Here is a 22,258-nt window from a genome sequence, read left to right as displayed (position 1 = left end):
GATTTGGAGACTTCCCGATGCGCGCCCAGCCCACGGCTTCGCACTATGTCAACGGACGCTATATCGAGGACGAAGGCGGCGCGCCGCTGCCGGTGATCTATCCCGCCACCGGCGAGACCATCGCCATGCTGCGTTCGGCGACGCCGAACGTGCTGGAACTGGCGATCGAGGCCGCACGCGCCGCACAGCCGGCCTGGGCGCGGCTGAAGCCGGTCGAGCGCGGCCGCATCCTGCGCCGAGCCGCCGACATCTTGCGCGCCCGCAACGCCGACCTTGCCCGCATCGAGACGCTGGACACCGGCAAGGCGATCCAGGAGACGCTGGTGGCTGACGCGCCTTCCGCCGCCGATTGCCTCGAATATTTCGCCGGCGCGGTCGCCGTCTTCAATGGCGAAGCGGTCGACCTCGGCGGACCCTTCGCCTACACGCGCCGCGAGGCGCTTGGCGTCTGCGTCGGCATCGGCGCCTGGAATTATCCGATCCAGATCGCCGGCTGGAAATCGGCGCCGGCGCTCGCCATGGGCAACGCCATGGTGTTCAAGCCATCGGAAAACACGCCGCTTTCGGCGCTGGCGCTGGCCGAGATCTACTCGGAGGCCGGCCTGCCCGACGGGCTGTTCAACGTTGTGCAGGGCTATGGCGATGTCGGCGCGGGGCTTGTCGGGCATGATGTCGTCGCCAAGGTCTCGGTGACCGGCTCTGTGCCGACCGGGCGCAAGGTGCTGTCGCTCGCCGGCTCCAGGATGAAGCACGCAACGATGGAACTCGGCGGCAAGTCGCCGCTGATCGTCTTCGACGATGCCGATCTCGAAAATGCCATTGGCGGCGCCATGCTCGGCAATTTCTATTCAAGCGGCCAGATCTGTTCCAACGGCACGCGCGTCTTCGTCCAGAGCGGCATTCACGACCGCTTTGTCGAGCGGCTGATCGAGCGAACCAAGAAAATCCGCATCGGCGATCCGCTCGACCCGGAAACGCAGATGGGCCCACTGGTCAACAAGGCGCAGCAAGACAAGGTCGTCGGCTATATCGAGGCCGGCAAGCAGGATGGAGCCACGCTCGCCTGTGGCGGCAATGTGCCGTCGCTGCAAGGCTTCCAGGGCGGCTTTTTCGTCGAGCCGACGGTGTTCACCGGCGTCACCGATACGATGCGCATCGCTCGCGAGGAGATTTTCGGTCCGGTCATGAGCGTGCTGAAATTCGACGGCGAGGACGAGGTGATAGATCGCGCCAACGACACCGAGTTCGGTCTTGCCGCGGGCGTGTTCACGCGCGACCTGCCTCGCGCCCACCGCGTCATCGCCGAGTTGCAGGCCGGAACCTGCTGGATCAACGCCTACAATCTGACCCCTGTGGAGATCCCCTTCGGCGGGGTCAAGCAGTCCGGCATCGGCCGCGAGAACTCGCTGGCCGCGCTGGCGCTCTATTCGCAGCTGAAGTCGGTCTACGTCGAGACCGGGGACGTCGCCAGTCCGTACTGATCCTGCCTACTTGTCCGCCGTCCCGTCCAGATACTGGGTCAGCGCGCAGACGAGGTGGTAGAAGATGCTCGCCGGCACGTCCGATGCCAGCGAGCGGCCGCGTTCGTCGATGCGGTCGATCCACAGACCCAGCGGCGCCGGGTCGATGTGCCAGCGGAACAGCCGGCCGACGCGGGCCTCGATCTCCGGCTTGAGATCAGGGCCGCCGGAGCCGTCGAGCGCGATCGCCGCCTTGAGCGCTTCGGCCTGAGGCCAGCTGCGTGATATAAGGTCGAGCGGCAGGCCCTGCCGTGACACGGCCCCGTAGGCAAGGCCGGTGGCGCGGTTGAGGCCATTGGCGATGGCCGAGGCATAGAGTTTTCGGGCAAAGACGCTGAGCTCAGCCTGGCCGCTGCGACCGGCGAAATCGACCAGCAGCGAAGCCCATTCGAAATGGTGGCCGGGTTCGGTCCAGCTCCCCTTCTCACCCAGGACCGGTTTCCATTCGGCATCGAAATACTCGCCGAGCGTCCAGCTGTCAGGGTCGAAGAAATGGCTGCGGAAGAGATCGATGATGCGTGCCGCGCGACGCAGATGCGCCCGCTCGCCAGTCGCCTGGTGCCAGGCCAAAAAAGCTTCTAGCAGATGCATGTGCGGGTTGGAGCGCCGCTCGCCCGCCCCGTCCGACGTTTCGAGGAAGCCAGTCAAGCGGCTGTCCTCCAGATGCGCATCGAGGAAGGCGAAAGTCTCTTCGCCGAGCCGCGAGGCGTCGGGATTGCCCGACATGTGCGCATGCGCCAGCGCCAGCAGAATGCAGGAATGATCGTAGGCGTCCTCGACCGGGTCGGCGACGGAACCGTCGACATTCAGCGTGCGCACCCAACCGCCCCGTTCGGTGCGGCCCTGCCCCGCCATGAAGTCGATGCCATGCGCGATCAGTCGGTCGGCCGGGCCGGTCCAGCCGCGCGCCTTGGCCACCGCGAAAGCATAGACCTGCCTGGCCTGGGTGCGCATGCGCTTGGGTTTCACGAGCGGCTTGGTGTCGAAACCCAGCACCTCATGGAAGCCGCCATTGCGCTCATCCACGCCTGATGTCGACCACAGCGGCAAGGTCTCCTGGAATAGCCAGTGATGCACACGCCGCCGCCAGGCGCCGCTTTCGATGACGCGGTCATGCGCCGGCGTGAATCGGGTTTCCAGCCGTCCGGATTTTTCGAGCTGTTCGACGATTTTCTTGACGTGCTGGCTGTGGCTGACCGGGGCAACGAAAGTGGCATCCGCCGTCGAGACGATGGCAACGTCCTTCATGCCGATCGCCGACAGCAGGCGGCCGTCGCTGCGGATATAGGAATTCTCGCAATCGATGGCGACGACATCGCCGACGACGACATTGCCCTGGTCGTCGGCGGGACCGACATCGAGGAGCGATTGCCAGGAGCCGAGATCATTCCAGCGGAAACCGGCCGGCACCATGGCTATGTCTTTTGCCCGTTCCATGATGGCGTAGTCGATCGAGTTCGACGGGATGGCCGTGTAGAGATCCAGCGGCATATAGAGGCCGGAGAGATCCGATGTCGCCGCCTTGTAGGCCGCTTCGGTCGTGCGCCAGATATCGGGCTGGAACGCAGCGAACGCGTCGCGCATGGCGCCGGCCCGAAACAGGAAGATGCCGGTGTTCCAATAGAAATTTCCCGCCTTGAGATAATCATTTGCCGTCTCGAGGTCGGGCTTCTCGACGAAGCGCGAAACGTCTGATACCCCGTCCTTCTCGGCCGAGACCTCGATATAGCCGTAACCGGTTTCGGGCTGGGTCGGCTTGATGCCGAACACCACCAGGCGGCCGGCGCGCGCCGCCTGCGATCCCGCTTCGATACTTTGCCAGAATTGCCCCGCCGTCGCTATTTCATGGTCGGAAGGCACCACCAGCACTAGGCTGTCGCCGAATTCCGACAGGGTGCGCAGCGTCGCCAGTGCGACGGCTGCGGCGGTGTTGCGTCCCGCGGGCTCGAACAGCGGGCCGCCGCCGGCAAGATCGAGACCGGCCAGGTCGGCATGGACACGCTCGGCGTGACGCTCCGAAGCGATCAGGAAGATCGGCGTCTCGCCAGCAGGTCTGGCCGCCAGGCGGCGCAAGGTCTTGGCCAGCATCGAGCCGTCACCCGACAGATCGTGGAACTGCTTGGGATTGTCCTCGCGCGATAGCGGCCACAGCCGCGAGCCGACGCCGCCGCTCATGACAAAACTGACGATCCGCTGGCTCATGGATATCCCGTCAAAAAGTCTGGTTGTAGGCGCCGACCTCCGGGCTGCGGCGCAACACGGCGTCGACGGCCTCGAACATCTGCCGACGCCGGTTGGACGATACCGGGCTCTCCACCACCACGACAAGTTCCGGCTTGTTGGACGAGGCGCGAACCAAACCCCAGGTGCCGTCCTCGGCAACGACGCGGACGCCGTTCACGGTGACGAGCGCGGCGATTTTTTGGCCGGCGAACTCCACGCTTTCGCGCTGCATCGCCTGAAAATCGGCGACCACCCTTTCGACGACGCCGTATTTCAAATCGTCGGGGCAATGCGGCGACATGGTGGGAGTGCCGAAGGTGAGCGGCAGGGCGCGGTAGAGATCGGCCATCGAACGGCCTGGACTGCGGTCCAGCATCTGGCAGATGGCGATTGCCGTGACCAACCCGTCGTCATAACCGCGCCCGATCGGCGGATTGAAGAAGAAGTGCCCGGATTTTTCGAAGCCGGCGACCGCGCCGAGTTCGGCAACGCGGCGCTTGATGTAGGAATGGCCTGTTTTCCAATAGTCGGTAACGGCGCCATTGGCGCGCAGCACCGCATCGGTGTTGAACAGTCCAGTCGACTTGACGTCGACGACGAAGGTCGACCCCGGATGCAGCCGAGAAATATCCCGCGCGAGCATGACGCCGACCTTGTCGGCAAAGATCTCGTTGCCTTCATTGTCGACGACGCCGCAGCGGTCGCCGTCGCCATCGAAGCCCAGGCCGACATTGGCCCCTGTCTCCAGAACCTTGTCCCTGATGGCGTGCAGCATCCGCATGTCTTCCGGGTTGGGATTGTAGCGCGGGAAGGTGTGGTCGAGTTCGACATCGAGCGGGACCACGTCGCAGCCGATGCGCCGCAAGGCTTCCGGGGCAAAAGCACCAGCAGTGCCATTGCCGCAGGCGACGACCACTTTGAGCTTTCGCATGACGCGTTTGCCCTCGGTCAGGTCATCGAGATAGGTGGCGCGAAAATCGCGGACGAATTCATAGGAACCGCCGCCAGCAAGGTCGAAATCGCCGGCGAGCACGATCGCCTTCAGCGCGCTCATCTCCTCGGGGCCGAAGGTCAGCGGCCGCGCCGCGCCCATCTTGACCCCGGTCCAGCCATTCTCGTTGTGCGAGGCGGTGACCATGGCGACCGACTGCGTCTCCAGCGCGAACTGGGCGAAATAGGCCATCGGCGACAGCGCCAGGCCGATGTCCTTCACCCGTGCGCCGGCCGCCATCAGTCCGGACACCAGCGCCAGCTTGATGGCAAGCGAATAGGACCGGAAATCATGCCCGGTAACGATGTCGGATCCGACGCCGAGACGCCGAATCAGCGTGCCAAGGCCCATGCCAAGCGCCTGGACGCCGATCAGGTTGAGTTCCGGCGGCACCGCCGACCCGGGATGGCCGAACCACCAGCGCGCATCATATTCGCGAAAACCGGATGCCTTGATCAGCGCCGCGGTTTCGAACTCGAAGCTGTTGGGCAAGGCTTCGCCAACGATTTTTGGGGGCAAGATTTGAGAGCTCCAGGCGGCGCAAATACGATCTATCGAGGCAGCGGCTTAGCACACAAGGCTTTAGGCCGCGTTTATCCCAGGTTGGAAAACCAAGCTTTGCGGCAATGCCCGACGAAAGCGGGCGAAATGCGACAGAAGTGCTGCCATTGCCGCTTGCAGGAATGAGGTGTGGCGGCTATAAGCCCGCCGTCTGGTCACGGAGTGTAGCGCAGCCTGGTAGCGCACCTCGTTCGGGACGAGGGGGTCGCAGGTTCAAATCCTGCCACTCCGACCAGCCAAGTCAAATACTCAGGTATTTGCTTCTCCCGATACCCCTCGGATTTCCCCACAGTACCTAATGAGGCGAGCTTGATCCTGGTCTCCAAGATCCCTTCTTGTCTCAGCGTAATGCGGGGCTAGATGCTCTCGCCGATCGAAGCTGACTGCCATAGCTCTGCCAGTGGCCAATTTCACGATAGCCGCCGTAAGAGCCTCGTCGGTATCGGGGCAACTGGGCGCGCGTGCGCGAAGCTCCTCAATAGTCTGACCAATGGAAATAATGTCGCCGTCGCGCCAGTCAGGAAGAACAGCGCAAATCAGCTCTTGCGTAGTGAGGCCAGGCGGAAGGACGCGCTTCATACTGCCCATGGGAACCCTCCCTGACGAATAAGCCGACGCCAAGGATAATACGATTAATTCAGGCCAGGCGAGTCGGACTGAGGTCTTGCCGCGAGAGTGATGCCACAAGGCGGTGGCTATCGATTCTCCAGCCGCCGGAGGGCGGCCTGCGCGGATCTCAGATGTTCGATTAAGCTCTCGAGCACGCGCTCGTCTTGTTCCGTCGGGCGCCCTTTTTGCCAAACGTCCGATTGCCGGTAAATCTCACGGGCGACCAAGCAATGTACGCCCTGCGCGGCGAGAGAGCGAATCTACCGAGCCATCGCGTGACGGCCGCCCTCATCTACCTTGTGGCGGGCCTGTGGGTCGCCTGGCCGGCGCGGTAGCTCTCAGGCACTGCGTCGGCCTCCTTCACTCCGCTTTTGATCGTGGCCGGATCGTGTTTGGAGAGCCGCCTGCAATCGTGCGGCGGCGAGGAGAATGCTGTCCGGTATCGGTTCGGGAGGAGCGACCTTTTCCATAGGCCTATAACAAATGTTAGTCCCAATTGTTCCGGATCGGACGATGTGAAAAGCCCGCTGGCCAGCCAGCGGCTCACGGTTGCTCACAGCCTGCGAACCGCCGTATGATTGGCAAGGGTTGGGAAATGAGATGGCGCCAAGGTTCATAGCAAAACAGCTTTCTTGGCCGGCCGGTATCGCCGGCTGGCTCATCCGCGCTGGCATGAACCGGGGCAACGCCCGGCTGAACAGCTACGCTCTCGATCAATTGCAGCTGGTTCCTGAGGATCGAGTGCTGGAAGTCGGTTTCGGCGGCGGTCCGGCAGTGCCGCGCCTTGTCGGTGGCGCCGCATTCGTCTGCGGTGTTGATCGCTCCCCCGACGTGGTGAGCGCCGCCACTCGGCGGTTTGCCGTTGCGGTGCGCGCCCGACGCGCCGAGTTTCACGTCGGGACGGTTGAAAATCTGCCCTTGCCGGATGCGACATTCGACAAAGCCCTCAGCGTCCACACAGTTTACTTCTGGCAAAGCCTGAAAGCCGGATCCGCTGAGTTGGCACGCGTTCTCAGGCCTGGCGGGCGGATCGTTTTGGGCTTCCTTCCCAAGGCGCACATGGACCGGATGAACATGCCAGCAGATATCTTCACCCCACGTGAACCGGACGAGATCATAGCTGCTCTGGAAGGTGTGGGGTTCAGCGAGACGGAGGTTCGAAAACCGAACTCGGAGACGGCATGGGCCGTCGCGACAGGTATACGAAACTGAGCTGTCGCGTGCGGAACAAGTGGCGGCAACAAAAAGCCCGCGGGCACGCGCCAGCGGGCTTTGATGGTATTATGCTGAACCCTTAGCCGGTGGGGCCTGAAGGCGGAGAAAGTGTTAGGGCCACAACGCTTGACAGCTTCTCGCGCTTGGTGAGTTCCGGCTTCTGATAGATCTTCTTCATCGCTCAGCTCACTCTTTGATTGAATTCGATATAGGGGCCAGCTGGGCTGCGATGCTGCCTAAACATTCGCGCTTCAGCAGTTCTGGCTTCACATATGTCTTCTTCATGGGAATCCCCCGGTTGCCCCTCAAGGGCAGAAACTGCCGTGTAGGCCCGACCATTGTCAAGCCAACGAAAAGCCCGCCACTGAGGGGACGGTGGCGGGCTTTCTTTGAAAGCTGTTCGAACAACTCTCCCGCGCCTCTATCCGGGGCGCTGGAGAATGAACTTGGGCCGATGGAATGGGTTCCCGACGGAAGCAAAAAAACCGGCTGCATGAGCCAAGCGGGCTTTAAACCATTTCGCCGGTCACCATTCGCCGGTCAGGGAACTGGCGGGGGTGGCGGCGGCGGTAGCGATGCACCGGGTCCGGCCGTCACAAACGAAAGTCGTTCGCGCTTGATCAGCGCTGGCTTCTCATAGATCTTCTTCACAGTATGCTCTTCGCTTTACCCTGGCGGAAAATTGCTTGCACTTGCGGAGCTTGTCAACCGCCTCCGACCACAAGTTCGGGCGCTAGCCAAAAACGGAGGCCAAGAATAGCAGGACCACCATCCGTTCGGGATGAGGGGGTCGCGGGTTCAAATCCTGCCGCTCCGACCATAAAAACAATGTGTGGGCATTGCTCTTGAGCAGAGGCCGCCGCGAAGCCACATTGTGCCGGTCAAGTGCGGTGGTTCGCCGCGGCCGCTTTGCAGGCGCCTAGCGCAAGCCGAAAAAGCTCAATACCGCTATGACGACGACCACCGCTCCCACGAGCCAAATGATGTTGTTCATAATCTTTACTCCTTGTTGCCCGGTGAAGCCCGCGCCTCTGGCGGAGGACGCGGGCCGACCAGCCTTTGCCTGCTGATCTTCAGCGGACACCAAACCGTGATGTCTGCCGCGGGAAGAACTGTTAGGCTGGCCTAATGTTCCGCGTCCATGCAGACGGCGAGGCGGGAGACCCCCTCTTCCCAATCCTTGCGGCACGACAGCCAGCCTTTCGATTGCCTGCGTCCCGGCTGCCTCCGCCCCCGGAACCAAAGAGATCAGCAGCAGTTGTATCCGACGAAGGGCTAATGAAAGCATGTGGAGAACTTGCAATGAAAACAATGGTCATGTGCGCTTTGGCGCTTTCGATGGGATTGCCCGCGTTGGCTTCGGCAGCCGAGGCTGACGTCGTCATCAGGACCCATCATCGGCACCACCACAACGTCAGGGTCATCAATGAGGAAGGCCAGCGCCTGCATCACCGTCACCACGGGACGGTCGCGTTCTACGACCATGGCCGCCGGCATCATTATCGGCATCATCATTATCGGCATAATCGGGATGCCGTGGTCGTGACTGGTTCCGTCTCCACCCATCGTCACCACCACCCGGTCGTGATTGAAAACGGCGGTTACTGATTGTCATCTGGTGGCCCGGCATCATGCCTGGCCACCAGATAGCTTTTCCCCTAGCATGCACCTTCCACGCGAATGCTTTGGCGTTATTGGCCGCAGCTAAAACACCCTCCCATCATGGAAAAAGTCGGCGCGAGCGCTTCTCGGCGTCATGCGTTCGTGTTGACCGACGCTAGCCTGGGGCCGCGCCAAAAAATCAGGGTTCGCCCGCCACCTGGAGCAGCGGGCGAACCCTATCGGCGCAGGAATGGACTGGGCTGCGCCGATGGGCAAGGAAATCAGCCGAGGACTATTCCGGCCACCATGAAAGTGATGGCCATCGCGAAGATCGGTGCGAGCAACCAGCGCGCCTGACCAACACTCTTCTCCATCGGCTTCCTCCCACAAATCGCAGAGGACCAACGACGGCGGACAGCACGTGTTCCGGGCTCCGTTCCTGGCAAGACCATTGCGTTTGAGCGTCAGACCTAGGTCCTAGGCCCATCGGACCGAAGCCCAGCCCTGGAACGATCGTCGGCGCTGCAGGTTTGGCTGGTTGGCGTGGGATATCCGAACAAAGCGAAGATGATGATGATCACAATCTCCAACCGTGACGATGCAATTTCCCATGCCTTGCGGCTGCGTGTGGCCGACCTCAGGAGCAAGATGCGGGAGGCGCGGATCACCGAGGGCGACATCAAGATCTTCCAAAAGGTCGCGGCCGTCATGGAAGACGGTCAAGGCCGAATTGATGGCGACGATCTGATCGCCGCATCCTTCGTTATCGACACGCTGACTGACAAACCACGCCCTGAGTGATATGCCGAAGATCAGCAGGCTTTTTGAATCCCATGCCGAAGCGGCGCGGGTCGCCGGCGACCTCTTCGCGGCCGGGGTTCCCCGCGTACAGATCGCTGTCATCGGGCCCTACCGGGACGAGATCGGTGTCCTGAAGTCTCCTTGTGTCATCCTTGGTGCCGCCGCCGGGCTGTTGGCGTGCCTGGGCGCTTATGCGATTTACGACATCCATTCTTTCCCAATCGGCCTATCGGCAATGGCCCTGGCCATGGGGTTCTGCGGCTGCGTGCTGGGTGGGTCGCTCGGAGCCTGGGTCGCGACCACCGGAAGGCCCGACGACCGGAGCCTCGACGAAGGGGTTGTCCTGGTGACGGCCGATGTCGATGACAACGCGACCGACGTTGCCCAGATGGTGCTCGGCGGTGGCGCCCTCATGACCGAATTGGCCGCCGAAGCAGCGTAAGACTTTCCGATTACACTCCGGGCCGATTACACTCCGGGCCGATGACATTCCGGGCCGACAACCAGTGCGGCACGCGAGCACTGGCCGGCCGGACAGACTTTGACGAAACGGGCATCGGCGCTAGGTTGATCGATGAGCCGGCAAGACGGCGAACCGGACGCGGACATGAATTTGATCTCAACGGCAGGCTCGGCACCGGTTCTTCTGGCTGTGATGTTTCTGGTTGGCGGATGCGCAACGATCGGCGGAACGGCCGATCCGGCCAAATACCAGAGCATGAGTTGTACCGAACTCAACAGTGCCGTGGGAAGCAGCGCCCGCGACATCTCGCAAACCGCGGTCACCCGCGGCAAGGTCGCCAACACCAGCGTGCCGCGCTGGCTGCTTGGCGGATCGCGCGTCAAGGCCGCTGTCGCCTACCGCGAAACGGCCAGGATCGACCGGTTGAAGCAACAACAGGATGCCCTTTTCGCGGCCCGCGCACGCAAGTGCGCGAGTTCGGCGGGCTGAGCGAACAGGCCTCAGCTGCAGTGGCTTATCATGCGCTCAACCGGAACCGCGTGACGTCGATCGCGGCATTCATCAGCGTCTGGGTGTAAGGCGCTTGCGGGTTGCTGAAGATCGCGTCAGTCGGCCCCTCCTCGACGATCTTACCTTGTTTCATGACGATGATGTAGTCGGCCATGGCGCGCACCACGGCGAGGTCGTGGCTGATGAACAGGTAAGACAGTTCGTGATCGGCCTGGAGCTTGCGCAGCAGTTCCACGATCTGTTTCTGCACCGACCGGTCGAGCGCCGAGGTCGGCTCGTCCAACACGACCATCTTCGGCTTCAGGATCATGGCGCGGGCAATGGCGATGCGTTGCCGTTGTCCGCCGGAGAATTCGTGCGGGTAGCGGTTGCGGGCGTTGGGGTCGAGGCCGACTTCACGCAAGGCTTCGACCGCGCGCTGGTCGCGCTGCTTGCCAGAAAGGTTGGGCTCATGCACCAGCAGCCCTTCGGTGATGACCTGGCCAACCGTCATGCGTGGTGACAGCGAGCCGAACGGATCCTGAAAGACGAGCTGCATCTGGCGCCGCAGCGGCCGCATCTCCCGCCGGTCGGCGGTGGAGATATCGCGATCGCCGAAGCGAATGAGCCCATCGCTCGGCAATAGCCGCAGCAAGGCGCGGCCGAGCGTCGATTTGCCCGAGCCGGATTCGCCGACGATGCCGATGGTCTGGTTGCGCTGCAGCCGGATCGAGATGTGGTCGACGGCTCGCAGCATCATCGGTTCGCCGGCCAGAAACCCGCCGCCGATCCTGAACGTGACTTCGACATTCCTGCCTTCGAGAACCACGGGCGCATTGGCCGGCGGCGGCGCCTTGGTTCCGGTCGGCTCGGCCGCCAGCAGCATCTTGGTGTAGGCATGCTGCGGATTGGCGAAAATGGCTTCCGCCTCGCCTTCCTCGACGACCTCGCCCTGGCGCATGACATAAACCCGGTCGGCGAAGCGGCGGACGATGCCGAGGTCGTGGGTGATGAAGACGATCGCCATGCCGAGCTTGCGCTGCAATTCGGCCAAAAGCGTCAGGATCTGCGCCTGGATGGTCACGTCGAGCGCCGTCGTCGGTTCGTCGGCGATCAGGATGTCGGGGTCGTTGGCGAGCGCCATGGCGATCATCACGCGCTGGCGCTGGCCGCCCGACATTTCGTGCGGATAGGATTTCATCCGCCGTTCTGGGTCGGGAATATGGACGAGCCGCAGCAGCTTGAGTGCCTCCTCATGCGCTTTGGCCGCACTCAGGCCGCGATGCCGGCGGATCGGCTCGATCAACTGGTTGCCGATCGAATAGAGCGGATCGAGCGAGGTCATCGGTTCCTGGAAGATCATGCTGATCTTGCGGCCGCGGACCTTGTTCAGCTCGGATTTGCTCAAGGTGAGCAGGTTGCGGCCGCGATAGTCGACATGGCCCGACGCTTCGCCGTTGGAGGCCAGCAAGCTCATCGCCGCCATCATCGTCTGGCTCTTGCCCGAGCCGGATTCGCCGACCACGGCAACGGTTTCGCCCGCGTTCACATGGATGTTGATGCCCTTGACCGCTTCGACCGCGCCGTCGAGCGTGCGGAAGCGGACGCGCAGATCCTTGACGCTGAGGATCGTTTCGGGAGTGGCCATGTCAGCGATCCCCATTTTCACCGATCCCTTGGGTCAAGCGCGTCGCGCAGGCCGTCGCCGACGAAGTTCAGGGCAAACAGCGTCGAGACCAGGAAGAAGGCGGGGAACAGGAGCAGCCAGTTGGCGGTGCCGATGTTCTTGGCGCCGACGGAGATCAGCACGCCCCAGCTGGTCATCGGCTCCTGGATGCCGAGGCCGAGGAACGACAGGAAGCTCTCCAGGATGATGACCTGCGGTACCAGCAACGTCATGTAGATCACCACCGGCCCAAGCAGGTTGGGGATGACATGGCGGATCAGGATGCCGCGTTGGCCGATGCCCATGGCTTCCGCCGCCTGGACATATTCTTGGCGGCGGATCGACAGCGCCTGGCCGCGCACGATGCGGGCCATGTCGAGCCATAGCACGGCGCCGACCGCCAGGAACATCAGCACGAAATTACGGCCGAAGAACACCACCAGCATTATGACGAAGAAGATGAACGGCAAGGAATAGAGTACGTCGACGATGCGCATCATCACCTCGTCGACCTTGCCGCCGGAAAAGCCTGCGGCGGCGCCATAGATCACGCCAATCACCACCGCAACAACTCCGGCAAGCAAGCCGATGGCCAGCGAGATGCGCCCGGCCATCAGCGTGCGCGACAAGAGATCACGGCCGGTGTTGTCGGTGCCGAACAGGAAATACTGCTGTTTGACCGACGCGCTCATCGTCACCTCGAGGCCGTCGGGCGACTTGTTCTCGATCTTGGTGTCGTCGAAGGCATCGGAACGGTCGAGGTAGCGGATGTTGCGGTCGTCGATCGGCTTGGTCGACTTGACCGTGACGAACACCTGGCTCCCCTCCTGGTGCCACTCCTTGATGTCGACCCGCATGCGTTTGATCGCCTCGGTGAGCGCCGTCTCGATCATGTCGGGCTTCGGATAGGCCGACAGGCTTGGCGGCATGCGCACATAGTCGGCATAGATGGTCGTGTATTGATGCGGAACGAACCAGGGGCCAAAGACGCTGACGACACCGATCAGAACGAGGTAGTAGAGGCTGAACATGGCGGCGCGGTTGGCCTTGAGGCGCGCCCACGCATCGCCCCAGAGCGATCGGCCGATGACGACGGGAGCCGTGGCAGCGATGTCAGTCATAGCGCACCCTCGGGTCGACGACCGCGTACATGACGTCGACCATCAGGTTGAAGACGATGGTGAAGATGGCGATCACCACCACCGTTCCCATGACCAGCGTGTAGTCGCGGTTGAGCGCGGCATCGACGAAATAACGGCCGACGCCCGGAATGGAGAAAATCGTCTCGACGATGACGGAACCCGTCAGCAGCGCCGCCGCCGCCGGACCGGTGAAGGAGACGATGGGCAGGATGGCGCCGCGCAGCGCATGCTTGACCACAACCGACCAGTCGGAGAGGCCAAGCGCGCGCGCGGTGCGGATATGATGGGACCGCAGCGATTCGATCATGGAGCCGCGCATGAGGCGGGCGACGATGGCGATCTGCGGCAAGGCAAGCGTCAGCACCGGGCCGACCTTGTTGATAAAGGCGCCGTCGCCCCAGCCGCCGATCGGCAACAGCCTCCAGGTCAGCCCGAACAGGAGCTGGATCACCGGCGCGATGACGAAAGTGGGGATGGTGCTGCCGGCGGTCGCCAGGGCAATCACCGTATAGTCGCCAAGCTTGTTCTGGTTGAGCGCGGCGATGGTGCCGAGCACGCTGCCGAGCAGCAGGGCCAGGATCAGCGCCGAGGCACCGAGCTGGACGGAAATCGGCAGGCCCTTGGCAAACAGTTCGGTGACGGTGAAATCCGGCATGTTGTAGCTGGGGCCGAAATTGCCGCGCAGCAGATTGCCGAGATAATGGACATATTGCAGCCAGAGCGGATCGTTGAGGCCGAACTGGGCTTCGAGGTTGGCCTTGATCTCGGGGCTAAGGCCCCGCTCCTGGTTGAACGGGCCGCCGGGCGCCACGCGCATCAGGAAGAACGCCATCGTCACGATGACGAACAGCGTCGGGATGGCGGTCAAAAGCCGCCGGAATACATATCGCAGCATCGGTGCCCCGCTTGATCCAGAGCACGCCGGTCCAGTCGGACGATTGCGCTCCAGCCTTCAAATCTTCGCACCGGATGTTCCGAAAATTCGATTCCGCTTCCCGGGCCGATGCGATGGCAAACCAGCGCCGCCGCGCCCTGAGGGGCGCGGCGGCTTGGCCGGGATCAGTCCTTGCTGACGAAGCGCGACGGATGCACGTCCATCACATTGTCGACGAAGCCATGCAGCTTCGAGGAAACGATGTCGTGATAGCTGTAGTAGAGAAGCGGAATCTGGCCGACGTCGTCGATGAGGATACGCTCGGCCTCGGAGAGGTCCTTCATGCGCTCTTCAGGCTTGCCGCCGGCGGCAGCAGCCTTGTCCATTGCCGCTTCGTAGGCTGGGCTGTTGTAGTTCGAATAATTGTTGCCGCTGGCCTTGCGCGTGATGCCGAGGAAGGTTTCCGGATCCTTGTAGTCGGCGATCCAGGCGGCACGCGCCACGTCATAGTCGCCCTTCTGCTCGAGGAAGGAGTAGTGCGTCTTGGTGTCGGTGTTGAGCAGCGTGACGTCGACGCCGAGCGGCTTCAACTGTTCCTGGATGGCCACGGCGGTGTTCTTGTGGTTTTCCGAGGTGTTGTAGCGGATTTCCATCTTCAGCGGGTGCTCGGGCGTGTAGCCGAGCTTCTCGAGGATCTTCTTGGCCGCGTCCTCACGGTCGATTTGCGGCATGTCGGCGTATTTGGCCATTGCGGGCGTGTAGCCCTCGATGCCGGGAGGCACCATCGAATAGCCGGGCAGCATCGAATTCTGCCAGACCTTCTCGGCGATGAAGTCGCGGTCGATCGCCATCGAGATGGCGTTGCGCAGCTCGGGATTGTTCCACGGCGCCTTGTCCGTCTTGATCGCATAATAGTAGGTGCCGAGATAGGGACCGACATGGATCTGATCGCCGAACTTGGTCTTGAGGTCGGCCAGCTGTTCGGTCGGCAGATCGTCATAGCTGTCGAGTTCGCCGGCCTCGAAGCGCTTCATCGCCGACGAGCGGTCCTCGGTCGGAATGTAGTTGACGACGTCGAACTTTACGGTCGCGGCGTCCCAGAACTTCGGATTCTTGACCAGTTTCATGTGGTCGTTGGGAACCCATTCGGCCAGCGTATAGGCGCCGTTCGAGACAAGATTGCCGGGCTTGATCCAGTCGGCGCCGAGCTTCTCGATCGAGGCTTTGCTGACCGGATAGGTCGCCTGGTGGGTCAGCATCTCCAGGAAGTAAGGCGTCGGCGCCTTCAGGGTCACTTCCAGGGTGTTGGCGTCGATCGCCTTGACTCCCATGTCCTCGGGCTTGCCCTTCTTGGTGTTGACGTCCTCCGCACCCTTCACCGGATACAGCATCGAGGCATATTCGGCGCCGGTCGCCGGATCCTCCAGCCGGTGGAAGGCGTAGACGAAGTCGTCCGCCGTCACCGGGCTGCCATCCGACCACATGCCGTCCTTGCGCAGCTTGAAGGTATAGACCGTACCGTCATCCGATACCGTCCAGCTTTCAGCTGCGCCCGGGATGAGGTTGGCCTTCTCGTCCTGCATGACCAGTCCCTGGAACAGGTCACGCAGCACGTTGGCTTCATAGACCGTCGAGGTTTTGTGCGGGTCGACCGATTCCGATTCAGCGGCGGTGCCCCTGTTATAGACCGTCTCGGCAAAGGCCGGCGTCAAGAATGTGCCGGCAGCCAAGGTCATGGTCGTGGCGAATACCGTCGCCCTCAACATGTTTTTCAGCATGAAGTTCTCCCTGTCGGCGCTGCCATCGGCGCGCCTTTGCGTGTTGACGCCCCGGAACCGATGTCTGGCTCCTTTGGGCGTGCCGTCGGTTCCCTCCGGCGGCTGGTGGCAGGAGACTAGACAGGAGGTAAGCTCTTTTCAACCGAGTACTGATTGACCCTAAGTCAATCCCTCTTGCCGAGATAGCAACCGCTAAATTAGGGACTCATTTTCAATCGACCACACCTTTTGGTTGTGCCTAGGGTTTTCGCTTTCTGCATGCGAACTTGGGCATGTTGGGGCCATGGTTCACAACCTCACTTCCAAGGCTCAAAGGCGGCAGTTCCGAACAGACAATTCGGGAACTTCAGCGATCGAATTCGCCTTGCTATCGCCGATCTTCATGCTTCTTTTGCTCGGTATGGTTGCATATGGCATCTATTTTGGCGCCGCCAACTCGATCCAGCAAATTGCAGCCGACGCCGCCCGGACGGCTATTGCCGGGGTGAACCAGACCGAGCGGCAGACGCTCGTGGCCAGCTATCTCACCAACAACGCTGGCGGCTATCCCTTCGTGGACGCCAGCAAACTGACCTATCAGGCCAACGACAGCGTGGCCGACGGAAGCCAGTTCGTGGTGTCGGTCTCATACGACGCCCGCAACCTGCCCATCTGGAATCTGTTCCCGGGCGTAGCCATGCCGGGGACGACCATCAGGCGTCAGTCAACGATCAGGGTCGGGGGTATCTGATGCAGCAGCGCGCGGGCAAGGGCATCGGCCGGCTTGCATGGGCGATGATCGGAGACCGGAAGGCGAACTTCGCCGTTATGACCGCATTGAGCGCGCCGGTTGCGTTGGCGCTGGCCGCGGTGGCCATTGACGAAGGTTCCATCTACACCGAGCGCCGGGAGGCCCAGGCGATGGTGGACCTGGCCGCGATCACCGCCGCTTCGAACATCAACAACGTCAACACGGCCGTAGTCACCACCCTCACCGACAACGGCATGCCGGGCGTCGTCGTTCAAGCTTCGGGTCAGACCATCGCCCCGGCCGTCGGCAAAACCGTGGTGACGGTCACGCAAGGCCGATATGCCGCATCCACCGCCAATGTCAGCCAGCGCTTCCAGGCGGGCGTGACGCCCTACAATGCCGTCCGGGTTACTTTGGCGAAGATCCCCAACCGCTATTTCGCCAGCTCGCTGATCCCCACGCCGGTCATCGGCACCCAAGCCATCGCCAGCAATACGCCGCAGGCGACATTCTCGGTCGGATCGAGACTGCTCAGTGTCAATGGCGGCATTCTCAACGCACTTTTGAGCGGACTTCTCGGCGGCAACATCTCGCTCAGCGTCATGGACTACAACGGGCTGGTCTCGGCGGATGTCAGCGTGCTTTCCTTCATCAGTGCGCTGGGCACGCAACTGAACATCACGGCCGGCACCTATTCGGACGTTCTGGCCTCGAAGGCGACTGTCGGCCAGATCGCCACCGCCATGGCCAATGTTCCCGGCCTCGGCAACACGGCAAAGGTCGCCCTGCAGACGATCGCCTCCAAGTCTACCAGCACCGTCAAGATCCCGCTCAGCAGCCTTGTCGACCTCGGATCCGTCGGCAGCCTGGGCCTCGGACAACAGCCGACCGGCCTCGGCGTCGATGCAAGCGCCATGGGAATGCTGACCGCGGCGGCCGTGCTGGCCAACGGCACCAACCAGGCCGCGGTCGATCTCGGCGCCACCGTCCCGGGATTGCTCTCCACCAAACTCGACATCGCCATCGGCGAACCGATGCAATCCTCGCCCTGGCTGGCGATCGACGGTATCGGCTCCGTGGTTCGGACCGCCCAGACGCGCATCAAACTTACGGCCTCCGTCGGTATCGGCACGCCCGGCCTCGGCGGCGGCATCAGTCTGCTGGCCGTCAATCTGCCGCTCAATGTGGAAGTCGCCTATGCCGAGGCCAAGCTGACCGACATAAGTTGCCCGACAGGGCCATCCAGCATCAACGTCTCCATCGCCGCGCACCCCGGCATTGCCCAGTTGAACCTGGCCAACAGCAACAACCCCTCCGGCTTCGCCGATTTTAGCCACCCCCAGACTTTCACTGATGCGAACATCGCCGATGTGAGCCTGAAGCTGTTGTTGATCAACATCCCGCTGATCCAGGTGACGGGTTCGGCCGCCACCGCGATCACCAACAACAGCCCGCAGACCCTGACATTCAACGCGACCGACATCGCCAACAAGACGATCAAGACCGTTTCGACGCGAAACATCTCGCAGTCGCTCACCACGTCGCTGATCAACAACCTGTCGCTTTCGGTCAATGCGCTTGGTTTGGGCATCGATCTGACCGCCCTGCTCGGAGCTGTCAAACCGGCGGTGGTGGCTCTGCTCAACACTGTAACAGCGCCCGTTGACGACTTGCTCTACAATGTGTTGTCGGCACTTGGCGTCGGTGTCGGCCAGGCCGACGTGCGCGTCACCGGGGCGACCTGCGGGCGGGCGGTGCTCGTCCAGTAGAACCTGAGAGACCGGTCAGCCGACCTGACCGAGGAAACAGCCCAGCGTTGGCAGTGAGACCTCGCTGTCCCCGACAGCGGCGCCGGCTATGGTTGCGGCGACACTTCCGACATCCGCGGGTACTCGCCAAGTCACCGGTTCCCCCGCGAAATTGAAGACACACAGCAGCCTCTCCCCGCCATTTTCGCGGATGAAGGCGAGCACGTCGCCTTCAGCGTCGAGAAAGCGGATCGAACCGCTGATCAGCGCCGGATGCCGCCTGCGCAAGGCGAGCGCCGAGCGATAGGCGGACAGCACGGATTGCTCCTCGCCGTTCTGCACATCGACTGCCCGGGCGCGATGGCTTGCCGGCACAGGCAGCCATGGTTTTGCGGTGGAAAAGCCCGCATTGTCGGCGCCGGCCTCCCAGACCATCGGCGTGCGGCAACCATCCCTGCCCTTCACGCCCGGCCAGAAACGGATGCCGACAGGATCGCGCAGATCCTCATAGGCAAGCTCCGCCTCCTCAAGGCCGAGCTCCTCGCCCTGGTAGAGGCAGATCGAACCCCGCAGGCAAGACAGCAACAGGATCGAGAATCTGGCCACGGCGTCGGGATCGCCATCCGGCCGCGTCCAGCGGCTGACATGGCGCACCACGTCATGGTTGGAAAACGCCCAGCAGACCCAGCCATCGACAACCGCGCTTTCGAAGGCCTCGACGCAGCCGCGCACATGCGCGGCCGAAAATTGCGAGCCGAGCAGGTCGAACGTGTAGCTCATCTGAAGCTTGTCGCCGCCGGAGGTGTAGGCGGCGAGCGTCTGCAGCGAGCGGCCTTCATCGCCGATCTCGCCGACGGCGGCGCGGTCGTCATATTCGTCGAGCAACGCACGAAAGCGCCGCAGGAAGGCCAGGTTCTCGGGCTGCGTCTTGTCGAACAGATGCTCTTGATAGAGGTAGGTGTTGGTTTCCGTGTTGGTGCCGGCGACGCTCGAGGCCAAGGGCGGATTGCCGCGCAGCCAGCGGTCGTGGACATAGTAGTTGACCGTATCCAGCCGAAAACCGTCGACACCGCGATCGAGCCAGAACCGCACCGTGTCCAGCAACGCGTCCTGGACCTCCAGATTGTGGAAGTTCAGGTCCGGTTGAGCGGCGAGGAAATTGTGCATGTAATATTGCCGGCGGGTCGCGTCCCACTCCCAGGATGGCCCCCCGAAGACCGATAGCCAATTGTTGGGCGCGCCACCGTCAGGCCTGGCGTCGGCCCAGACGTACCAGTCGGCCTTGGCGTTGTCGCGGCTGGCGCGGCTTTCGATGAACCATTCATGCTTGTCGGATGAATGCGACAGCACCTGGTCGATGATGATTTTCAGGCCGAGCCGGTGCGCCTCGGCGATCAGCACATCGAAATCCGCCAATGTGCCGAACATCGGGTCGACGTCGCGATAATTCGACACGTCGTAGCCCATGTCGGCCATCGGCGACTTGAAGAAGGGCGACAGCCAGACAGCGTCGACGCCGAGCGAGGCGATATGGGCGAGCCTTGACGTGATGCCGCCGAGATCGCCGCTGCCGTCGCCGGTCGTGTCCTGGAAAGAGCGTGGATAGACCTGATAGATGACGCAGCCTCGCCACCACTCGGCCCCCTGCCTGGCGTTGTCGTCAGCCATTACGAACCCTTCCCGGCGCCACCGTTTCCGGTCCGGCCCTCGATCATGAAATTGACGCTACGGCCCGGCAGCGGACGCAGAAGGTCGATCGCCTGCGTCTCGATTGCCGGGCGCCACTGGAAACCATCTCGCGCCGGCAAGGTGAAGACGCATTGGCGGCGGTCACCATTAATCATGACGGCAAGCCTGCCATCCTCGCCGCCAAGCAGCATGACGAGACGATGCCGGCCAGGGTCGTTCCAATCGGTCTCGCCGAGCGGAGCGCCCGTCTCGCTCAGCCACGAGACATCGGGGATGTCGGACGCATTTGACGGTTGCCCGGTCAGGAAACGCGTATCCGACAGCATGGGCACCGCGCGCCGAAGCGCGGCAAGCGCCGACACATATTGCTCCAGTTCGAGGCTCCGCCTCGCCCAGTCGAGCCAGGTGATGGCGTTGTCCTGCGCATAGGCATTGTTGTTGCCTTGCTGCGTTCTGCCGAACTCGTCGCCTGCCGTCAGCATGATGGTGCCGCGCGAGGCGAACAGAGTGGCGAGCAGCGCGCACTGGTCGTCGAAGCGCGCCTTGCTGATCGCCGCCTCGTCCGCCTTACCCTCGACGCCATTGTTCCAGGACAGGTTTTCGTTATGGCCGTCACGGTTCTGCTCGCCATTGGCCGCGTTGTGCTTGCGCTCATAGGCGACGATGTCGGCCAGCGTCATGCCGTCATGGGCGGCGATGAAGTTCACACTACGGCTTGCCGGCTCCCCTGCCCTGTCGAACACGTCGGACGAACCGGCAAGGCGCGTGGCGAGAGCACCCACCATGCCGGCATCGCCGCGCCAGAAACGTCTGACATCGTCGCGGTAGCGGTCGTTCCATTCCAGGTATGGCGCCCGGAAATTGCCCAGTTGATAGCCGTTTGCCCCGATGTCCCAAGGCTCGGCGATCAGCACGCGGTCGGCAAGCACCGGATCATGGGTGATGGCCTGGAGCAGAGGTGCTTGCGGATCGAAGGCGCCATCGACGCGGCCCAGCACCGGCGCCAGGTCGAAGCGGAAACCGTCGACGCCGGCCTGGCGCACGAAATGGCGGAGCGTGTCGAGCGCCATTTCGCGCACCACCGGATGGTCGCAGGCGATCGTGTTGCCGGTGCCGGTGTCATTGACCAGCCCGCCATCTTGCCGGTGCCTATAGTAGGCCTGGTTGTCGAGGCCACGCAGCGAAAGCGTTGGTCCCAGCCGGTCGCTTTCGCCCGTATGGTTGAAGACGAGGTCGAGAATGGTGCCGATACCAGCCTGACGTAACGCCGCAACGGTGTCGCGCAATTCAGCCAGGCCGCCGGGTGCGAGGCGCGGGTCGAGCGCCATAAAGGTAACGGGATTGTAGCCCCAGGCGTTGCTCAGGCCGAGCGGCGGCAGATGCCGCTCGTCGATCGAAGCCGTCACCGGCATCAGTTCGACGGCGGAAACACCGAGCTTTTGCAGGTGCTCGATGATGGCCGGATGGGCAAGCGCGGCGATCGTACCGCGCATTTCTTGCGGCACATCCGGATGCAGCCTGGTGAAGGCGCGCACGTTCAGTTCGTAGATCAGGCCGCCCGGACGAAACAGTGGCGGCAGGGTCGTCGGAACCGTGGGCAAGGCCTTGGCCACGGTCTTGGGCATCAGCAACGCGGTGTCGGCGCCCTCATTGCGCCGCGCGGCGAGCCGCCAGTGATAGGCGTAAGGCCGGTCGATTTCGACTGCATAGGGATCGACGAGCAGCTTGTCGGGGTCGAACCACAGCCCACGCTCGGGTGCATAGTCGCCGTCGGCACGCAGGCCGTAGCGCGTGCCCTCGACCAGGCCGGAGACGAAGAGCGCGTGCACGCCGTCGCCTTCCGGCTTCAGCTCAAGGCGATCGCGTTCGCGGTTGCCCTGCTCGTCGAAGATCGAGACCCAGAGGCGGCGGGCCGACGAAGACCATGCGGCAAAACGAATGCCTTCGGGAGTGATGGTGGCGCCGAGCGCTGTCATGCAGTCTCCCCCTTCTCCCCTTGTGGGAGAAGGTGTCGCCGAAGGCGACGGATGAGGGGTGTTCCAGCTTGGCAAAGACGCCGATCCTTCGCGCACCCCTCAACCGTCTCGGCGCTGCGCGCCGATCCACCTTCTCCCACAAGGGTGTTTGGACCGGAGACATCGCGAACAGGTGTGCGAG

General features: G+C 62.8%; 16 protein-coding genes and 1 tRNA gene. 9 read left to right on the top strand and 8 right to left on the bottom strand.

What is annotated here, in order from left to right; genetic code table 11:
- The first annotated feature begins 17 nt into the window (after positions 1-17).
- Complete coding sequence (gene betB / locus FJ948_RS26700) at positions 18-1,481, top strand: betaine-aldehyde dehydrogenase (RefSeq protein WP_140709769.1); 1,464 nt, start codon at positions 18-20, stop codon at positions 1,479-1,481.
- Positions 1,482-1,487: 6 nt separating this feature from the next.
- Here betB and FJ948_RS26695 read toward each other — a convergent pair whose 3' ends face one another.
- Together FJ948_RS26695 and FJ948_RS26690 are read right to left on the bottom strand one after the other, a co-directional pair.
- A complete protein-coding gene (locus tag FJ948_RS26695; protein WP_140709767.1) occupies positions 1,488-3,722 on the bottom strand; it encodes a mannose-1-phosphate guanylyltransferase/mannose-6-phosphate isomerase in 2,235 nt (744 codons plus the stop codon).
- Between the two features lie 10 nt (positions 3,723-3,732).
- Positions 3,733-5,253: a phosphomannomutase/phosphoglucomutase gene (locus FJ948_RS26690; protein WP_140709765.1), complete on the bottom strand. Its 1,521-nt coding sequence runs from the start codon at positions 5,251-5,253 to the stop codon at positions 3,733-3,735.
- A gap of 200 nt (positions 5,254-5,453) precedes the next feature.
- Between FJ948_RS26690 and FJ948_RS26685 the strand changes: the two genes are divergently transcribed.
- From FJ948_RS26685 to FJ948_RS26655, 6 genes are all read left to right on the top strand, one after another.
- Positions 5,454-5,530 (top strand) — tRNA-Pro (locus FJ948_RS26685).
- Positions 5,531-6,504: 974 nt separating this feature from the next.
- On the top strand, positions 6,505-7,116 hold the full coding sequence (locus FJ948_RS26680; protein WP_140709763.1) for a class I SAM-dependent methyltransferase: 612 nt from the start codon (positions 6,505-6,507) through the stop codon (positions 7,114-7,116).
- 1,305 nt (positions 7,117-8,421) lie between these two features.
- Entirely contained in the window at positions 8,422-8,727 is a 306-nt protein-coding gene (locus FJ948_RS26670; RefSeq protein ID WP_140709759.1) for a hypothetical protein, read from the top strand.
- Between the two features lie 576 nt (positions 8,728-9,303).
- Positions 9,304-9,522 carry a hypothetical protein gene (locus tag FJ948_RS26665; RefSeq protein WP_140709867.1) on the top strand — a complete coding sequence of 73 codons (219 nt, stop codon included), beginning with the start codon at positions 9,304-9,306 and terminating at the stop codon, positions 9,520-9,522.
- Position 9,523: 1 nt separating this feature from the next.
- On the top strand, positions 9,524-9,964 hold the full coding sequence (locus tag FJ948_RS26660) for a hypothetical protein (protein WP_140709757.1): 441 nt from the start codon (positions 9,524-9,526) through the stop codon (positions 9,962-9,964).
- A gap of 165 nt (positions 9,965-10,129) precedes the next feature.
- On the top strand, positions 10,130-10,474 hold the full coding sequence (locus FJ948_RS26655; protein WP_140709755.1) for a hypothetical protein: 345 nt from the start codon (positions 10,130-10,132) through the stop codon (positions 10,472-10,474).
- A gap of 28 nt (positions 10,475-10,502) precedes the next feature.
- Here FJ948_RS26655 and FJ948_RS26650 read toward each other — a convergent pair whose 3' ends face one another.
- The 4 genes from FJ948_RS26650 to FJ948_RS26635 all read right to left on the bottom strand — a co-directional run bounded on the left by FJ948_RS26650 (position 10,503) and on the right by FJ948_RS26635 (position 15,934).
- The gene (locus FJ948_RS26650; protein WP_140709753.1) at positions 10,503-12,122 is read right to left on the bottom strand and encodes an ABC transporter ATP-binding protein; all 1,620 of its coding nucleotides are present in this window, start codon (positions 12,120-12,122) and stop codon (positions 10,503-10,505) included.
- Positions 12,123-12,139: 17 nt separating this feature from the next.
- Positions 12,140-13,261 (bottom strand): ABC transporter permease subunit, encoded by a 1,122-nt coding sequence (locus tag FJ948_RS26645; RefSeq protein WP_140709751.1) that lies wholly within the window; start codon positions 13,259-13,261, stop codon positions 12,140-12,142.
- A complete protein-coding gene (locus FJ948_RS26640; protein WP_140709749.1) occupies positions 13,254-14,177 on the bottom strand; it encodes an ABC transporter permease subunit in 924 nt (307 codons plus the stop codon). Before FJ948_RS26640 ends, FJ948_RS26645 begins: the two co-directional genes overlap by 8 nt.
- Before the next feature lie 164 nt (positions 14,178-14,341).
- Positions 14,342-15,934, bottom strand: coding sequence for a peptide ABC transporter substrate-binding protein (locus FJ948_RS26635; protein WP_140709747.1), 1,593 nt, complete (start codon positions 15,932-15,934; stop codon positions 14,342-14,344).
- 283 nt (positions 15,935-16,217) lie between these two features.
- Here FJ948_RS26635 and FJ948_RS26630 point away from each other — a divergent pair, with 283 nt between their 5' ends.
- Positions 16,218-16,664: a TadE/TadG family type IV pilus assembly protein gene (locus FJ948_RS26630; protein WP_140709745.1), complete on the top strand. Its 447-nt coding sequence runs from the start codon at positions 16,218-16,220 to the stop codon at positions 16,662-16,664.
- Positions 16,664-18,433 carry a pilus assembly protein TadG-related protein gene (locus FJ948_RS26625; RefSeq protein ID WP_140709743.1) on the top strand — a complete coding sequence of 590 codons (1,770 nt, stop codon included), beginning with the start codon at positions 16,664-16,666 and terminating at the stop codon, positions 18,431-18,433. The genes FJ948_RS26630 and FJ948_RS26625 overlap by 1 nt, the downstream gene beginning before the upstream one ends.
- Before the next feature lie 15 nt (positions 18,434-18,448).
- Here the strand turns inward: FJ948_RS26625 and FJ948_RS26620 are convergent, their stop codons facing one another.
- Together FJ948_RS26620 and glgX are read right to left on the bottom strand one after the other, a co-directional pair.
- Positions 18,449-20,080: an alpha-glucosidase family protein gene (locus FJ948_RS26620; RefSeq protein ID WP_140709741.1), complete on the bottom strand. Its 1,632-nt coding sequence runs from the start codon at positions 20,078-20,080 to the stop codon at positions 18,449-18,451.
- Positions 20,080-22,077: a glycogen debranching protein GlgX gene (glgX, locus tag FJ948_RS26615; RefSeq protein ID WP_140709739.1), complete on the bottom strand. Its 1,998-nt coding sequence runs from the start codon at positions 22,075-22,077 to the stop codon at positions 20,080-20,082. Before glgX ends, FJ948_RS26620 begins: the two co-directional genes overlap by 1 nt.
- Positions 22,078-22,258: the final 181 nt, after the last annotated feature.

The sequence above is a fragment of the Mesorhizobium sp. B2-3-12 genome (assembly GCF_006442205.1).
In the GTDB taxonomy this organism is placed as follows: Bacteria; Pseudomonadota; Alphaproteobacteria; order Rhizobiales; family Rhizobiaceae; genus Mesorhizobium.
Note: the sequence above shows the minus strand (reverse complement) of the source record. Positions and strands in the feature narration are given on the sequence as shown.

Excerpts from the sequence above, each read along its gene's own strand:
- FJ948_RS26635 (WP_140709747.1), bottom strand. The coding sequence starts at position 15,934 with ATGCTGAAAAACATGTTGAGGGCGACGGTATTCGCCACGACCATGACC.
- FJ948_RS26620 (WP_140709741.1), bottom strand. The coding sequence starts at position 20,080 with ATGGCTGACGACAACGCCAGGCAGGGGGCCGAGTGGTGGCGAGGCTGC.
- FJ948_RS26645 (WP_140709751.1), bottom strand. The coding sequence starts at position 13,261 with ATGACTGACATCGCTGCCACGGCTCCCGTCGTCATCGGCCGATCGCTC.
- FJ948_RS26670 (WP_140709759.1), top strand. The coding sequence starts at position 8,422 with ATGAAAACAATGGTCATGTGCGCTTTGGCGCTTTCGATGGGATTGCCC.
- FJ948_RS26660 (WP_140709757.1), top strand. The coding sequence starts at position 9,524 with ATGCCGAAGATCAGCAGGCTTTTTGAATCCCATGCCGAAGCGGCGCGG.
- glgX (WP_140709739.1), bottom strand. The coding sequence starts at position 22,077 with ATGACAGCGCTCGGCGCCACCATCACTCCCGAAGGCATTCGTTTTGCC.
- FJ948_RS26680 (WP_140709763.1), top strand. The coding sequence starts at position 6,505 with ATGGCGCCAAGGTTCATAGCAAAACAGCTTTCTTGGCCGGCCGGTATC.
- betB (WP_140709769.1), top strand. The coding sequence starts at position 18 with ATGCGCGCCCAGCCCACGGCTTCGCACTATGTCAACGGACGCTATATC.
- FJ948_RS26695 (WP_140709767.1), bottom strand. The coding sequence starts at position 3,722 with ATGAGCCAGCGGATCGTCAGTTTTGTCATGAGCGGCGGCGTCGGCTCG.
- FJ948_RS26630 (WP_140709745.1), top strand. The coding sequence starts at position 16,218 with ATGGTTCACAACCTCACTTCCAAGGCTCAAAGGCGGCAGTTCCGAACA.
- FJ948_RS26640 (WP_140709749.1), bottom strand. The coding sequence starts at position 14,177 with ATGCTGCGATATGTATTCCGGCGGCTTTTGACCGCCATCCCGACGCTG.
- FJ948_RS26655 (WP_140709755.1), top strand. The coding sequence starts at position 10,130 with ATGAATTTGATCTCAACGGCAGGCTCGGCACCGGTTCTTCTGGCTGTG.
- FJ948_RS26625 (WP_140709743.1), top strand. The coding sequence starts at position 16,664 with ATGCAGCAGCGCGCGGGCAAGGGCATCGGCCGGCTTGCATGGGCGATG.
- FJ948_RS26650 (WP_140709753.1), bottom strand. The coding sequence starts at position 12,122 with ATGGCCACTCCCGAAACGATCCTCAGCGTCAAGGATCTGCGCGTCCGC.